Below are 13,935 nucleotides of genomic sequence, written 5' to 3'. Positions count from 1 at the left end.
ACCTGATAAATTGCACAGTTCAAAGTCTCAAAAGTAACCGGAGGGCAGTTTGCCCTCATACTTTTCATTCCACAAACGTTGAGGATCTATACTCTGCGCCAAATGACAATCACGCTCACTGTGATGTTGCAACAGACGTATCAACTCTGATGCGAACTGCCTGATTGTTTCTGGCATGTCACTCAGCCCGGACTTTTCGACTTTTTTGAGATTTTCTGAAAAAAGACACTCAGGGCAGATCAACGACGGGTTATCAGAGAACCAGATACAATTACCCGGCATCAATCCAGCCCGGGCGATTATTGATACAAACCATTTTATATCATTCATTTTTGAATAATCATCACACCACAATTGATGAAAGCAACTCATAGTTTCTAACTTTGTGGTCTTATGATCCCTGAACCAGTCTTGAAATGCTGTATAGCAAAGCTCAACATATTTGTTATGGTAAACATCCCCTATATACTTGTTAATACTATTGAACCGGGAACCCAACACTGAATAACATTTACTATTCAAGCCAATAAAATTCACCAGATTAGCCCGCCTTTTATCGCCTAAATCTAATTCAAGATGAATGCCCATGTAGTTAATGTACAAATGTTGTAAATCCTTTTCTGCCAGGGCCATTGGAACAGTCGGCCTTTTATTACTACGTATACTTACAACAGTCTGGAATTTTCTAAACTCTGCATAACTTGTATCCAGCAGTGCTCTTGTGTCAAATAGTTTGTTTAATTCCATATCATCCAGACAGGGGATATTCTCATCAGGCAAGCGCTGGAATGCGACCGATCTGACCAATTCACAGAATTCTTTTTTCAGTATTAAAACTTTGTTGATACCCAGTCGATCAATTCGTTCATGCATACATATTGAGCATTGGATATCCTCATCAAGTTGATTAATACATTCAATCATATGTTCGTCATGGAAGGAAAAACTACCTTGGAAAAACTGCTTCCGTGCTAATAAAGAACTTTGAGTATCTTCTTCCCGATCATCCCGAAAGGGTAACAATAGCCCATAGAGATAGAGCTTCTTTTCTTCATCAGTCATTGAGCTTTGATTTTCAGAGATATATTTATCAGACTGGTCCTTCACCGACTTCATTTGGCTGCGTGACGTCAACATACTGGTCATAACATTTTTTTTGAGGAAATCTTCCACGTTATCCTTATTTTCATCCGGCATTTCAGCCATTAAAAAATCAACGGCTGAATGAACCGGAGCATCAATGATAATTTTCTCAACAGCCATTTTCACTAACGGTGATCGCTCCATAATCCGCAGGAACCCACTGAGCCATCTTAACAGGTTAATACTCAGGGGAAATTTGCACTGTTCCGGGCTAATAATGCACTCTCCATTGACAACAGCCCGTGACAATGCCATGACCTCAGCTGTGGTTAATAGTTGTCGGTTTTCAAGTGTTGATAAAAACTGCAGATTATCGGCCACAGAACCTGATCTTCTAATGCCAGTGATCGTTCTGTCTTGTATAGATCTGAACAAGGATACCGTGCTTTTGCGTTCAAAATGACTGGTGACCAATGGTTTATTGCCAACATCGGCCATGGCTTCTTGTAAATCCTGTACACATAGCGGTTTTGATGATGTTATGTTCATAATAATTTCAGGTTTCTGTACGGTTTTTTTATTGGACTTTTTTTTGCCCGATAGTTCATAAATGCTGGAGATATTTAGCTTAATGAAGCAAAGGCTTGCCACCATTTTTCAGTTAGGCGTACCTATCATGCTGGCCATGCTCTCCCAGAGCATGATCAACCTTGTTGATGCCGCACTGGTGGGCCCCCTGGGAGAAGGTGCCCTTGCCGCTGTGGGTGCTGGCAGCTATGCGAATTTTGTCGCGCTATCGTTGATGACCGGCCTTTCAGCGGCTGTCCAGGCCCAGGTTGCCCGCCGCGTTGGTGCAGGCCGCCTTGATGAATGTGCCATGCCAACCAATCATGGATTGATGATCGCATTCTGCTTTGCCATGCCAGTCAGTCTTATTCTGGTCATCGCTTCCCCCTGGTTGCTGGCGTTATTTGATCAGGGCTCTCCCACCTTTAAAGGGGACGCAACGGACTATTTTCAGATTCGGGTCATGGCCCTTACCGCAGCCGCCATGAACCTCTCATTTCGAGGTTTCTGGAACGGCATTGGTGAGCCAAACGGTTTTCTGAAACTGCTGGTCTGCACCCATATTTGCAATGTGATCTTCAGCTTTATCCTGATCTACGGAAAACTTGGCCTGCCGGCCCTGGGCGTGCAGGGTGCGGCCCTGGGAACCTTGCTGTCCATGTACCTGGGAGCCTTGCTTAATTTCCGGATGCTGAATAAGCGAGCCAGAAAATTCGGATTCCTGACCCACTGGAGAAATTGGCCGGCCTTAAAGCGCCTGGTTCTTCTGGCGATTCCTGACTCCCTGCAACAGACCCTGTTTGCCCTTGGCATGATGATGCTGTTTGCCATTGTTGCCCAATTAGGTATCCGTGAAATGGCCATCGCCCATGTGTTGATGAATACCTCTTTGATGCTGATACTGCCGGGTCTGGGCTTGGGCATGGCTGCCAATACCCTGGTCAGCCAGAGTCTGGGAGCCCGGGAGCCGGAGGTTGCCTGGCGCTGGGGGCAGGAAGTCATGTATACAGCCAGTGCCGTGTTACTGGTACTGAGCCTGCCGTTGATTTTTACCCCGGAGGCTGTGCTGTCACTCTTTCTCCACGATCCTTCACTACTGGCAATGGGCTCAATCCCGATGCAGTTAACCGGCATAGGCATTGTTCTGGATGCGCCCTCCCTGGTCTTTATTCAGGCTTTACTGGGAGCGGGTGCCAACCGAACGGTGCTCTATATCCGATTTGTTGCACAGTGGCTGATTCTGTTGCCGCTGTGCTGGCTTATAGGCCCTGTTCTGGGGTTTGGACTTACCGCCGTCTGGTCAGTACCCATACTGCAGAGAATGATTACCTCCGTCAGCTTCCTGGTTGTCTGGCGCTCACGGCGCTGGAGTAAAATACAGATTTAAGGAAGGCATTTTCCCGATTAAACAGCAACTCATCCGATTCAGAGCTGCAGTGTTCCAACCAGCAGCAAGCCCCTCAGGCAACATTCCGCCTTGAAGTGAGCTATGGCCAGGTTGCACTTCACCCCTGGTCGACCGTAAATGTCAGTTCGCTTTTTTCACCGGCCTCTATTTTTTGCCAGTGTTCATCGAAATTGATCAGGTCATACAGTGAAACCCCCTCCTGAAGCCTGGCAAGCACCCGTTCATCTCTGGCTTTAATCTCTTCAGCGACAGGAATCAAACGTATAGCTTCTGCCAAAGATAAAACCAGTACCCCATCATCATCACCAAAGATAATCTCACCCGGACGAACCTCTACACCGCCACACTCAACAACCCCCCGGGTATGAAATATCCGTTTTGACGTGCCTGACATTGGGGTAAACGTGTGTGCATAAACCGGGAAATTCATTGCTCTTACCGATGCCGTATCACGAAAGGCCCCGTCAATAACAAAACCGGCAACCCCTTTACGCATCGCTGCCGTTGATAACAGCTCCCCTGCCACGGCTAAAACACTGCCCTCAGTCTCAATAACCAGAACATCCCCGGATTGTGCCTCCTGAATTGATTTGATCACCGTGAGAAAGTCATTATGACAGTTCACGGTATAGGCCGATCCGATCAGCTTAAGCCCCGTCTTAAGCGGTCTTATTGCCGAGTTCATCACTCTCAGACGCTGGTCAGCATCCGCAAGATGGGATGTTTTCAAATCAGCCAGGCGGGAACGTATTTCGTTTAACTCCATAGGGAACCTCAGGTATACCGGTTATACAGCTGACCTGACCACCAGACTCTGCCGGTAAGTGCTGTCAGATCACCAACACAGGAGGCTGAAAAAGCAGAGAAGCCGAGCTCAGTACAAAAATTGATGAACGGATCAATAAAGCCAGCCTGTCTGACCAACAGGCAGACGATACTTACAAAGAGGCCAATGATTATAGCATTCCCGAGGATTTACAGTGCGCACAGGAACGTTTGAAAAAGATAAAAGCAGCAAATAAAGCACTGGAAAATTCGGGTTGGAAATTTATCAAAGCCGATTTTGTTTATGATGCTGAAGCAAAAATACTCACGCAGGAATGCCGTTCCTTCAGGGGCCAGAAGAGATCATCATTGCACTCCATCGACCGATAATACCAACTAATAATAAGTTGATATTGAGGAGCGTTCCCATGAACAGATTTTCAAGGGTCAGATGGGTCCTGCTGGTCAGTCTCTGCCTGGCCATCAAGGCTTTCAGTGCCGGTCACAGCGTCCATATCCAGATGAGCAAGAAGGCCGTTGAGTTGGTCTCTGACCCGGAGTTGAGGAGTATCCTGCAAGAGTACCAGGCGCAGTGGGTGATTGGTTCGGGCCTGCCGGACGGTGGTTACCTGAATGGTTATCCTTATGCCGAGATCAGCCACTGGTCGAAATTCCATCGTTCCTATTTCTCCCGGGTCCAGAAAACCTGCCCTCCTGACAAGCTGCAGCTGGCAGAGTGTAAAAAACTGGTTTCCCATTTTATGGGTATGGTGGCCCATGGCTTTGAGGATGAAATTTATGACACTTTATTGATGAGTTTATCCGACGAGGTGGATGGGCGTGGGGGGAATCATCTGGCCACGTCCAAGGATACCATCGTCGACAAATACGCCTTGTACGATTACCAGGGAGCCTACGATGTGCATCCTACTGCGGTATCACCGCTGGATGTGGTTTATCAGGCGCTGCAACCACTGCTGGAATCGAAAGTACAACTTAGCCACCTTGAAGAAGGACAGGGTAATATTGTGGCAGCAGCCGTTTGGGAGCGGCAGCTGGTCAATCCGTTCAGCAATCTTATGGACAGCCGGTTATACCCATGGCTCCGGCAGAACTACCGGGACGGCATTGGCGGCATCAATTATACCGGTATCAGTGTTGCGAGGTTATGGGATTACTACTGGGCAAGGTTCAAGGGGCATGATCAGGTTGAGCCACATTTTACGGTGTATCCTGAACCAGGGGGAACTATCGGCCTGAATAGCAATATTGGCCGTGGACGTTTTATGTTTATTGCTGATCGGCCACTTTCTTATTTTTACAGGGAACTTGAGCTGCAAAAGTTGATGCTCGATGGCTCGTGGCAGGAAATCGCCTCTAAAAATCACTATCGTTATGATGGTTATCTCCACGCTGTTTTTCCGATTGGAGGTTTTGTCGCCGGGGAACAGTATCGGGTCAAAATGTCCTATTCCGTTGATGGACTTCATTTTGACCGGGAACTGATATGGAATGCCACCGCAGCAGGTATTCCCTGAATGGCGAGGAGTTTGTCAGATTTTTACGCAGTCGGTCAGTGGAAAATCTGAAAGTCTCCTAGACTGATATGTAATAAAAACATAACAGGGAAAGAATGATGACGTTGCCTCATCTTGACTCACAACAGGTATTACACCCTTCCCAAGGGCCTTTGCTTCCCCCGGATCAAGTTTCAACTGACTCGCCAGGCAGCGTCTTTGTGGTACCGCCTTTAACCACTCCCCAGGATAATTTTACCGACATTGCCCAGGTTCCCTTGGAAAAGCGCACTATTAAGGTGAGCGATTACAATCTTGTCAATGAACAATCACCCTCCCGATTAAAAAAACTGGCATCGGCCATAAAAATCATTGGTGCTAATGTCATCAGGGCAGTTAATGACAGCGTAACCACCCGGCGACTGCTGCTCAGTGGCCTGTTGGGTGGTCTGGTGGGGCTGACATCCGGCGTCTTGCTGATGGCTTCGCTGACCGGGGGTCTCTCCATGGTTACCCTGATACCGTCACTCTCTATTTGCGCACCAGCAGCAGTGGTGGGGGCATTAGTGGGGACTGCCGGGGGAATGATCATGTTGGCAGGTTATGGTGTCACCAAGGGGCTGGTGCGCTCAGCAGCCTACCTCTGGCGTTCGCCGGAACAGCGCTTTCTGCATGATTACCGGCAGGCGGCAAAAGAGTTGGAGTCGCTGGAAGAAGAGCGTGTCAACAACCGTCACATGCGCTCTGAAAAATATATGCGGATTGGCATATTAAGAGCTTATCTGGAGCCCCGGCGCGCTGAATGTCACCAGCTGTTGGTCGCAGGCAATGTCCCCGATAAAGTCTGGCGTCAATATGGCTTCCACTCGGGCAATAATATTCCTCCCTCTTCGATGGTTTGAGTCTATTCCCGAATAGCCTCCCAGGAGGCTGACCGAGCATTCCCTATTAAATTGTTAGAAAACTATTTTCCCTTTAATCAAGGGCTTATCTGCCTGTTGCAGGCAACTGCTGACGCCAGAATCCACGCTTACTGCGGGCAGCTTGTGCCTTGCATCTCCGGTGATGTTTTTTGTACGATGCTCTTGCTCTGGCGAACAAGAATGAAAACAGTGGTTACTGTGATTCCGCCCCTTGAATGGACTTTTTTACAACCATCACAAACTATTCTTCTTGCCGAATGTCTAAACTGTTCAAGATTGATTCCAGAGTCTTCAGTTATGAGGATGAATTGTTAAGGAAGTGTGTTGTATGTCTCAGGCTGAAATTGTTCACCACTCGAGCAACGATGAAAAAGTCAGGGCTTTTTTCAAGGGTGCCGCAGCCATTATTCCGCTGATTGTCGCGGTCCTGCCCTGGGGTATCCTGACCGGATCGCTGGCTATTGAGTCGGGCTTTGACCCGGTTCAGAGCCAGGCACTGTCAGGCATTATTTTCGCCGGTGCCGTTCAGCTGGCCATTATGGGCATGATCCAGGCCGGAGTGGGTTTGGGCAGCATTCTGATTTCAGCCCTGCTTATTACCTCCCGCCACTTCCTTTACTCCATGGTGATGCGGAAGAACATCAGCCCGCTGCCGCTCAAATGGCGTCTCGCCCTGGGCTTCCTGTTAACCGATGAACTGTTCGCCATTGCCAACCCCGGTCAGCTGAAACGCTTTGACCGCTGGTACGCACTGGGAGGAGGATTATGCTTTTATCTTGGCTGGAATCTTGCCACCCTTGGCGGCATCATCGCTGGCGCAAGCTTTGAAAATCTTGATGCCCTCGGATTGGATTTTGCCATTGCCGCCACATTCATTGCGCTGGTTATCCCGAGTATCAAAAATGCCCCGGTGCTGGTCTGTGTGCTCACTGCACTGGTGACGTCGGTCATATGTGAGGTAATGCATATTCAGGCGGGCCTGCTGATTTCAGCCCCCCTGGCCATGATGACTGGTTTTGCCTATGCCAAAGCCACCACCGGGGGAGAAAGATAATGGATACCTGGATTATTCTGTTCACCGTAGCGGCCCTGGTTTTTGGTAGCCGTTTTCTCCTGATGGAACCCTGGTTACCTCTCAAACTCAGTGCAACGGTTCAGCAGGTATTGAGTTTTTCCGCCCCCGCCGTGCTAACAGCAATTGCCGCACCAATTGTGTTTATTCGTGATGATCAGTTCCACCTGTCCATGGACAATCATTATCTTATTGCCGGCATTATCGTGGTATTTCTCGCCCTGATTACCAGAAGCACATTACTGACCGTAACCCTGAGCATGCTGTCATTTCTGGCTTTAAGACATTTACTATAGATGCGGAAGCGTTGCTCTAACAGAAACCCTCTTGAAGGATCAAAAATTCTCACCCTCGGGGGCGGGAATTTCAGCAGTGAATGAATCCTGCAAGTGGACTCAGCTTCAGTCTTTTATTTGGTCTTCTGGTCGATGGTGTGTTTTGATTCTGATCTCCAACAGCTCCACTGTGCATCCGGATGGGGGGTGGCTTATGGCATAAGCCTCGGTCAGATTGCCGCGAAGCTTGCCCGTGAGGGCGGTCATGGGGATGGTGACGGTCGATTCCAGCTGATCATAGGGGGTATATATCTCTGCGATCGGCTCATATTCCCAGTCATATTTATCATCGTACACCTTTGTTGAAAGGCCGATTCTGGATGGCAGGCCATTTTCTGTCCTGATACGCAGCTTCAACTCAGCTTCACAAAAACAATGTTCAGTGTACGGGATCGGTGCTGAAATCAATTCAAACGATGACTGCCCATCAAGTCGACGCAGCGTTGGCAAGTTTCTCTTTTCCTGATTCATGACAGTTACCAGTGTCTTGAAAGGCAGCTTGTCAAAGTCAGAATCAAACTGTGCTGCATGCCGATCAATTTTGTGGGCTTTTTTGTTGAATAACGAGTTGGCCCAACGATTCAGGCTCTTGGTAGCATTGGCCAGGGTATGTTCATCGAGCACACGCCCCAGTTTGTCCATCATCATTCTGGCGTCGTACAACCTTGCAGCCTGCCGGATCAGTTTCGGTGCCCGGCTGGCAATGGCATTACATTGCGCAGCCTTCTGCCCCTTCAACAGGCAGACCTGTTTTGCTGTGGTGACCACCCGTTGCCCCAGATCAGACGAAGTGGGTTCAATATGGGTACCTTCACTGAAATCATTGAACGTTTCGACGATGACCAGGTCGGGTTTTTTCTTGCGGACTTGATTCCAGCTTAATTCATAGGTGTTATCACCATTTTCTGTCTCTGGCAAATAGGAGTCACAGGGACTCCAGGGCGCTCCCCGGGTATCAACGCCCGGATATACCGGCATTGTCTTGATGCCGAGATGATCCTGGCTCCTTTGATGCCTGTCATCCAGATTATTGACGTAATGGCGGATATTTCTATGGGTACCGTATCTGACAAAATTGTTGGCAATGAAAGGATTTTCGCTATCTTTTGCCATCTGTCTTCTAGGTACCACCCAGGGATAATTACTAACGACTTGTTTTACAGTTGCCGCTTTCCACGCGCTCTTGCCGCTCATAGTATAAACCAGCCTGACTTTGGCCAGCTCAGTATTATTCTTGAAAAACTGCTCCAGTTCATTCTGATTCAGGGTCAGATCTGATCTGACCTTGCCCCAGAAGTTCAGCATAAACATCAACGGATCGCCCCGATGGTGAATACAGTGTTCATCCTGATAGTAGCGCTGGATCATCTCCTCCAGTTTTTCCTTGAACTGGGCCTCTTTCTGTTCGGGGCTGAGATTGACGCTGGCCTTGACCGTCCACTGGGGAATCCAGAGTGGAACCAGCGCAAACTCATTGCCACGATTCTTGTCAGCCAGCACCGTTTTCATATTCACGATTGCCTTGTCCGGTGACGTCTGCCGTGCTGGAAAGCCCCACTCCACGACAAAGCCATCCAGTCCCGCAATTCTGGCGGTCAATAGTTGCCATTCGTAATAATGCAGGTTATCGATGGGACTGCCTCCCACCAGGGGCCTTGGCCCGGCACCAAAACCCGGGCGGCATGAAGCGGTGTCGCAGGGGGCAGAGTTATCCGGGTTTCGCAGCTCATAGCCATTGTTAACAATATGCGTCCTGGTGATGGTGTGGGGATGCCAGCTGCAATTAACTTTAATATGAACAGACTGGATCTGTTTATTGGTGTGGTAATCAGCTAACACCATGATGGTTTCGTTGTCTGCCTTGTGCTGGCAAGGGAGCTTTATCTGTGCTTCGGATGATAATTGATCAGTTTCTACCCCGGAGGGACGGGCTTTGTCCGGGGGATCAGACAAGGCCCTTTTTTCCCGCGGGGAAGGGTAAACGTACTCTTTGATCGTCCGTATCGCCCGGCCAAAAAGACTTTCAGCCCTGCTGGGCTCGACATTTAGGTATTTACTGCAAAATTCCTCGTCGTCCAAATGGTTCAGATCATCACAAAATTCGTCATCCATTTTACCGAGATAAGGCTCGTCAATATCGAGGTGTTTAATGCTCAGGTTAAAAGCGATGGGTGGTTTCGTGTAGAGTTGAGAGTTGGAAGAAGGCAGTTCCGGCATATGAGAAAGTGTAGTATTGATAGGAAAGTGACTATTAACCATGATAATTACCATTCCTCATTAATTTCAGATGATGGTTTAATAAAGTGAGATGGACGAATAACAGCATAAGCCCTCATTGATTTAGCTATATTCTGGATAGTAAGCCATAGACAGCTAACTGAAATCTCACGTGCCTACCACCAGTTTATTCGAGTCATTGAAGATTTCCGGCTTATTTTTCAACAAGAATGACATAAACGACTTATCTATAATGTTAATAAGCCACCTTATATATTAAAATTGTCGTTCAGTTAAATCATGAACATTATTTATTACAGCGAGAATGCATTTCGAAGCTTTAAGCTCTATTTTCTGAGCCTTATTACACGACATAAATTTTACTTTTTCTGAATTGATATCTTAAAAGACCTCAACAAAGCCATACCGAAAAGCAAGGAATAACTGAAAACGTCAATGGTCAATTGAATAATACTTTGTGGAGCGAACACTCCCTGCATCGCTCACTATTCCACTTAATTCCACTCTGTCGTCAAACTGATGAAGGTCTAATCGGTTTACCAGGTAACGCAGAAAGCTTCATATCAATGTTTCACTTTCGATTCATTAATCGGGGCCTAAGGCTTTGCCAGAAAGCTCAATAAACAGCTAGACTAATTGGGAGGTTTTTATGGATGAGACTTTATTGGGGGCATGCTCATGTACAAATTACTTTCCGCTATATTCCTTATTCTTCTTGTTGCCGGAGTTCTGGCCAGAAGCTTTGACCTGTCGGTATACCAGGATGGCTACTATCTGCGCTACGAATTCCCACGCTACGGGAATGATACCTGGTTTGAAATCACCCTGGGTCAACGTCAGGGTCTGGCAGGGGTTATTGATCAGGTCAAAAATAAAGCCAGCAAATAACCACTGGCTTTATTTTCACGGCTATTGGCATGTCCCGCTACTTTTTACCGGAGCCTGTTATCGAACTCATCAAGTTAGACACTGACTTTTTAAAGTCTTCAATGGCCGAAACACCCAGCTTTTTAACATCCACCAGGTGTGGCTCTGCCTTGTCCAGGTACTCATCAAGATGATCGACTTCTTCATGCTGCATATCCTGCCGCTCAGCCTCCAGCTCTTGTTCGAGGCGTTTCAGGGTTGCCTTGACCTCTTTGATTTGAGCCTTTAACTCCTTCTTGTGAGCCTTGTATTCCTTGAGTGTTGTCATCATGTCCTCCTCAGGCAGTTATCGCGATCAGGATAGCAGGTAGAATGAAAAAGACACCTACCACATAGGCCAGCACCATCCATTTCTTCCGACTGGCCGCCTGGGCAAAACGGCGGGCAACCGTTGGTGGTATATTGCGAAGGAATGGAACGATGTAAATCAACAGTACGGCTGACACATTAAACAACAGGTGGACAAGTGCTATCTGCAAGGCAAAGAATCCCATGTCACCCTGGACGGCTGTTGCCGCCAGCAAGGCCGTGATCGTCGTACCGATATTGGCTCCCAGGGTAAATGGATACACCTCCCTGAGCTTGAAAATACCATTCCCGGCAAGAGGTACGATCAGACTGGTACAGGTCGAGGATGATTGCACGGCAATGGTCATCATCATGCCTGAGAAAATACCCGTAGCAGGGCCCCGCCCAATGGCTTTGTGCAGAATCTGCTTGGCTTTACCCACCATCAGATGCTTGAGCAGTTTGCCAAGATAGATAATGGAGATAAAAATAAAGGCCAGCCCTGTCAACGCCAGGCAGACACCGGCCCACAGGTCCGGTAAAGAGCCATAGGCTCCCTTGAACAGGTCTACAGCAGGCCCGGTAAGCACCTTAACAAAGTTCAAACCTTTGATACTGACAGAGTCGCCGCCAACCAGTAGTCCGGCCAGAAAATCAGACGACTTGGCCAGGAACCCTGTCATAATCTCCAGCGGGAGAAAAATCATAACGGCCATCAGATTGAAAAAGTCATGAACGGTAGCTGCGGAAAACGCACGACGAAACTCTTTTTCTTACCGATATGGCCCATACTGACCAGTGTATTGGTCACAGTAGTACCAATATTGGCACCCATAATCATCGGGATAGCGGTGGCAACCGGAAGACCTCCGGCAACAAGGCCAACAATCACCGATGTCACGGTACTGGATGACTGAACCACTGCGGTTGCCAGTGCACCTGCCACCAGGCCCATCACCGGGTTGGTGGCAAAAGCAAATAACTGACGGGCACCTTCAGCGCCACCAGAAGCCCATTTAAAGCCAGAACCGATCATCCCGACAGCGACCAGCAATAGGTAGATCATCAGCGCCACTAATAGCCACTGAATAACCTGACCTTTCGGTTGCGTCGACTCGGCTGTATAACTGGGTTGCATTTGAACATCCTGCAAGGTGAATAAACTCGACTATCCAGAAATAACACTGGATGTCACGGCATCAAACTGGATTACCGAAAAAACGATTGTTCCATTGAAGGGGGACAAGCATAAAGAAACTGTAAAGGAGTCTCAAGCCTGTCCCGGAGAGAATTGAAATAAGAAAGCCAGTGTCGGTTACTCCAATATTCCGGTGTCAAATAATCAGACCAGCTCTCTGACCAGCAGCATCATCCCCTGGTTGCCCGTTACCGAGACTTTGTTCCCTTTGGCAACAGATCTGTCCGATTCCACCTTCCAGAGTGTATCGCCAATGGCAAGTTTGCTCTGCCCGGCTGGCAAGTCATGCTCAAGTACAATGGTCCGGCCTATTAACTGCGACGCCCGATTATTTAATTCGGGGCTGTCACTCTTGTTGTTCACTTTACGGAACAGCTTCCAGTATGCCAGTGAGAACAACAAACTGCCGGTACCAAACATCACCAGCTGAATGGGCCAGCTCGTATCAGGCACCAGCCAGAGCCATAAAGCGACAACCGCAGCAGCAGCGGCACTGCCCAGCAGGAAACCACCCGCACCCAGCGCCTCTGCGCCCAGAAGCATAAACAGCAGAATCAACCAGTGCCAGGGTTCCAGGGTAATAGCAATAGCCATCAGGCCTCCTTCTCATTTCCCTTTTTAAGAGTGGCCTCTTCCACCAGCTCCTTGATACCGGCGATTGAGCCAATCAGACTACCAGCCTCCAGAGGCATCATGATTACTTTATTATTCTCTGCAGAGGCAACATCCTTCAGGGCTTCTACGTATTTCTGGGCAACAAAATAATTAATCGCCCGATGATCACCTTCTGCAATCGCCTTGGACACCATAGACGTTGCCACCGCCTCGGCTTCTGCCAGACGTTCCCGGGCTTCCGCTTCCCGCCTGGCGGCTTCAAGCTCACCTTCCGCCTTGAGGATTTGCGCCTGCTTTTCACCCTCGGCTACTTTAATGGCCGCCTCGCGGGCACCTTCCGCCTCAAGGATCTGGGCACGTTTATCCCGCTCAGCCTTCATCTGCCTGGCCATGGCTTCCACCAGGTCCGCAGGCGGAGCAATATCACGCAACTCAATACGGGTCACCTTCAAGCCCCAGGGATCGGTGGCTTCATCCACTTTGATCAGCAGGCGTTCATTAATTCGATCCCGGTTGGACAGCATTTCATCCAGTTCCATGGACCCTAATACCGCCCGGATATTGGTCATCACCAGGTTTTTCATGGCACGATCAAGATCGTTCACCTCATAGGAGGCTTTGACCGCATCCTGGACCAGGTAGAAACAGACTGCATCCGTGGTCACCTGAGCGTTATCGGCACTGATCACCTCCTGGGGCGGGATGTCCAGAACCTGCTCCATCATGTTCATTTTTTTACCAACCGTATCAATCACCGGCACAATCACATGCAGCCCAGGCGTTAACGTACTGGTGTATTTGCCAAATCGCTCGACGGTGTAGTTATACCCCTGGGGGACAATTCGTACACCGGTTGATATAAGAACAGCAATAAGGACAACAAACACAATTGCTGTGATTTCCATACCCATAGAAGGCTCCTGTTTACTGACTTTATTTATTCTGACGCGAAGTCCGACTTATGTCATCTCATAAGCCGTGACTGCATCCTGGTCTCAA

At 48.5% G+C, this 13,935-nt stretch carries 14 protein-coding genes; 6 read left to right on the top strand and 8 right to left on the bottom strand.

Going from position 1 to position 13,935, the window contains the following annotated elements; genetic code table 11:
• Positions 1 to 27 precede the first annotated feature (27 nt).
• Positions 28 to 1,632 (bottom strand): hypothetical protein, encoded by a 1,605-nt coding sequence (locus O3276_RS01920; RefSeq protein WP_269674115.1) that lies wholly within the window; start codon positions 1,630 to 1,632, stop codon positions 28 to 30.
• Positions 1,633 to 1,714: 82 nt separating this feature from the next.
• On the opposite strand from O3276_RS01920, the gene O3276_RS01915 reads away from it, so the two are divergent.
• Positions 1,715 to 3,037: an MATE family efflux transporter gene (locus tag O3276_RS01915; protein ID WP_269674114.1), complete on the top strand. Its 1,323-nt coding sequence runs from the start codon at positions 1,715 to 1,717 to the stop codon at positions 3,035 to 3,037.
• 118 nt (positions 3,038 to 3,155) lie between these two features.
• On the opposite strand, the gene O3276_RS01910 is transcribed toward O3276_RS01915, so the two are convergent.
• On the bottom strand, positions 3,156 to 3,824 hold the full coding sequence (locus O3276_RS01910) for an RraA family protein (protein WP_269674113.1): 669 nt from the start codon (positions 3,822 to 3,824) through the stop codon (positions 3,156 to 3,158).
• Between the two features lie 427 nt (positions 3,825 to 4,251).
• On the opposite strand from O3276_RS01910, the gene O3276_RS01905 reads away from it, so the two are divergent.
• The 4 genes from O3276_RS01905 to O3276_RS01890 all read left to right on the top strand — a co-directional run bounded on the left by O3276_RS01905 (position 4,252) and on the right by O3276_RS01890 (position 7,631).
• Complete coding sequence (locus tag O3276_RS01905; RefSeq protein WP_269674112.1) at positions 4,252 to 5,361, top strand: hypothetical protein; 1,110 nt, start codon at positions 4,252 to 4,254, stop codon at positions 5,359 to 5,361.
• A gap of 200 nt (positions 5,362 to 5,561) precedes the next feature.
• Positions 5,562 to 6,242 carry a hypothetical protein gene (locus tag O3276_RS01900; protein ID WP_269674111.1) on the top strand — a complete coding sequence of 227 codons (681 nt, stop codon included), beginning with the start codon at positions 5,562 to 5,564 and terminating at the stop codon, positions 6,240 to 6,242.
• Positions 6,243 to 6,591: 349 nt separating this feature from the next.
• Complete coding sequence (locus tag O3276_RS01895; protein ID WP_269674110.1) at positions 6,592 to 7,317, top strand: AzlC family ABC transporter permease; 726 nt, start codon at positions 6,592 to 6,594, stop codon at positions 7,315 to 7,317.
• Complete coding sequence (locus O3276_RS01890) at positions 7,317 to 7,631, top strand: branched-chain amino acid transport AzlD family protein (RefSeq protein ID WP_269674109.1); 315 nt, start codon at positions 7,317 to 7,319, stop codon at positions 7,629 to 7,631. The genes O3276_RS01895 and O3276_RS01890 overlap by 1 nt, the downstream gene beginning before the upstream one ends.
• A 105-nt stretch (positions 7,632 to 7,736) precedes the next feature.
• Here the strand turns inward: O3276_RS01890 and O3276_RS01885 are convergent, their stop codons facing one another.
• Entirely contained in the window at positions 7,737 to 9,929 is a 2,193-nt protein-coding gene (locus tag O3276_RS01885) for a glycoside hydrolase family 71/99 protein (protein WP_269674108.1), read from the bottom strand.
• A gap of 657 nt (positions 9,930 to 10,586) precedes the next feature.
• Between O3276_RS01885 and O3276_RS01880 the strand changes: the two genes are divergently transcribed.
• Positions 10,587 to 10,796, top strand: a complete 210-nt coding sequence (locus O3276_RS01880; RefSeq protein WP_209274963.1) for a hypothetical protein — start codon at positions 10,587 to 10,589, stop codon at positions 10,794 to 10,796.
• 37 nt (positions 10,797 to 10,833) lie between these two features.
• On the opposite strand, the gene O3276_RS01875 is transcribed toward O3276_RS01880, so the two are convergent.
• The 5 genes from O3276_RS01875 to O3276_RS01855 form a co-directional block, all read right to left on the bottom strand.
• A complete protein-coding gene (locus O3276_RS01875; protein ID WP_269674107.1) occupies positions 10,834 to 11,106 on the bottom strand; it encodes a hypothetical protein in 273 nt (90 codons plus the stop codon).
• Positions 11,107 to 11,113: 7 nt separating this feature from the next.
• Positions 11,114 to 11,806 carry a Na/Pi symporter gene (locus tag O3276_RS01870; RefSeq protein ID WP_269674106.1) on the bottom strand — a complete coding sequence of 231 codons (693 nt, stop codon included), beginning with the start codon at positions 11,804 to 11,806 and terminating at the stop codon, positions 11,114 to 11,116.
• A gap of 32 nt (positions 11,807 to 11,838) precedes the next feature.
• Complete coding sequence (locus O3276_RS01865) at positions 11,839 to 12,261, bottom strand: Na/Pi symporter (RefSeq protein WP_269674105.1); 423 nt, start codon at positions 12,259 to 12,261, stop codon at positions 11,839 to 11,841.
• 204 nt (positions 12,262 to 12,465) lie between these two features.
• Positions 12,466 to 12,915 (bottom strand): NfeD family protein, encoded by a 450-nt coding sequence (locus tag O3276_RS01860; RefSeq protein ID WP_269674104.1) that lies wholly within the window; start codon positions 12,913 to 12,915, stop codon positions 12,466 to 12,468.
• Positions 12,915 to 13,841: an SPFH domain-containing protein gene (locus tag O3276_RS01855; RefSeq protein WP_269674103.1), complete on the bottom strand. Its 927-nt coding sequence runs from the start codon at positions 13,839 to 13,841 to the stop codon at positions 12,915 to 12,917. Before O3276_RS01855 ends, O3276_RS01860 begins: the two co-directional genes overlap by 1 nt.
• Between the last annotated feature and the right edge of the window lie 94 nt (positions 13,842 to 13,935).

The sequence above is a fragment of the Endozoicomonas sp. GU-1 genome (assembly GCF_027366395.1).
GTDB lineage: Bacteria > Pseudomonadota > Gammaproteobacteria > Pseudomonadales > Endozoicomonadaceae > Endozoicomonas.
This window is presented reverse-complemented; position numbering and strand designations above follow the sequence as displayed.

Bases quoted from the DNA above. Each gene is read 5' to 3' on its own strand.
- O3276_RS01920 (WP_269674115.1), bottom strand. From the start codon at position 1,632: ATGAACATAACATCATCAAAACCGCTATGTGTACAGGATTTACAAGAA.
- O3276_RS01915 (WP_269674114.1), top strand. From the start codon at position 1,715: ATGAAGCAAAGGCTTGCCACCATTTTTCAGTTAGGCGTACCTATCATG.
- O3276_RS01910 (WP_269674113.1), bottom strand. From the start codon at position 3,824: ATGGAGTTAAACGAAATACGTTCCCGCCTGGCTGATTTGAAAACATCC.
- O3276_RS01905 (WP_269674112.1), top strand. From the start codon at position 4,252: ATGAACAGATTTTCAAGGGTCAGATGGGTCCTGCTGGTCAGTCTCTGC.
- O3276_RS01895 (WP_269674110.1), top strand. From the start codon at position 6,592: ATGTCTCAGGCTGAAATTGTTCACCACTCGAGCAACGATGAAAAAGTC.
- O3276_RS01890 (WP_269674109.1), top strand. From the start codon at position 7,317: ATGGATACCTGGATTATTCTGTTCACCGTAGCGGCCCTGGTTTTTGGT.
- O3276_RS01885 (WP_269674108.1), bottom strand. From the start codon at position 9,929: ATGGTTAATAGTCACTTTCCTATCAATACTACACTTTCTCATATGCCG.
- O3276_RS01880 (WP_209274963.1), top strand. From the start codon at position 10,587: ATGTACAAATTACTTTCCGCTATATTCCTTATTCTTCTTGTTGCCGGA.
- O3276_RS01875 (WP_269674107.1), bottom strand. From the start codon at position 11,106: ATGATGACAACACTCAAGGAATACAAGGCTCACAAGAAGGAGTTAAAG.
- O3276_RS01870 (WP_269674106.1), bottom strand. From the start codon at position 11,806: ATGACAGGGTTCCTGGCCAAGTCGTCTGATTTTCTGGCCGGACTACTG.
- O3276_RS01865 (WP_269674105.1), bottom strand. From the start codon at position 12,261: ATGCAACCCAGTTATACAGCCGAGTCGACGCAACCGAAAGGTCAGGTT.
- O3276_RS01860 (WP_269674104.1), bottom strand. From the start codon at position 12,915: ATGGCTATTGCTATTACCCTGGAACCCTGGCACTGGTTGATTCTGCTG.
- O3276_RS01855 (WP_269674103.1), bottom strand. From the start codon at position 13,841: ATGGAAATCACAGCAATTGTGTTTGTTGTCCTTATTGCTGTTCTTATA.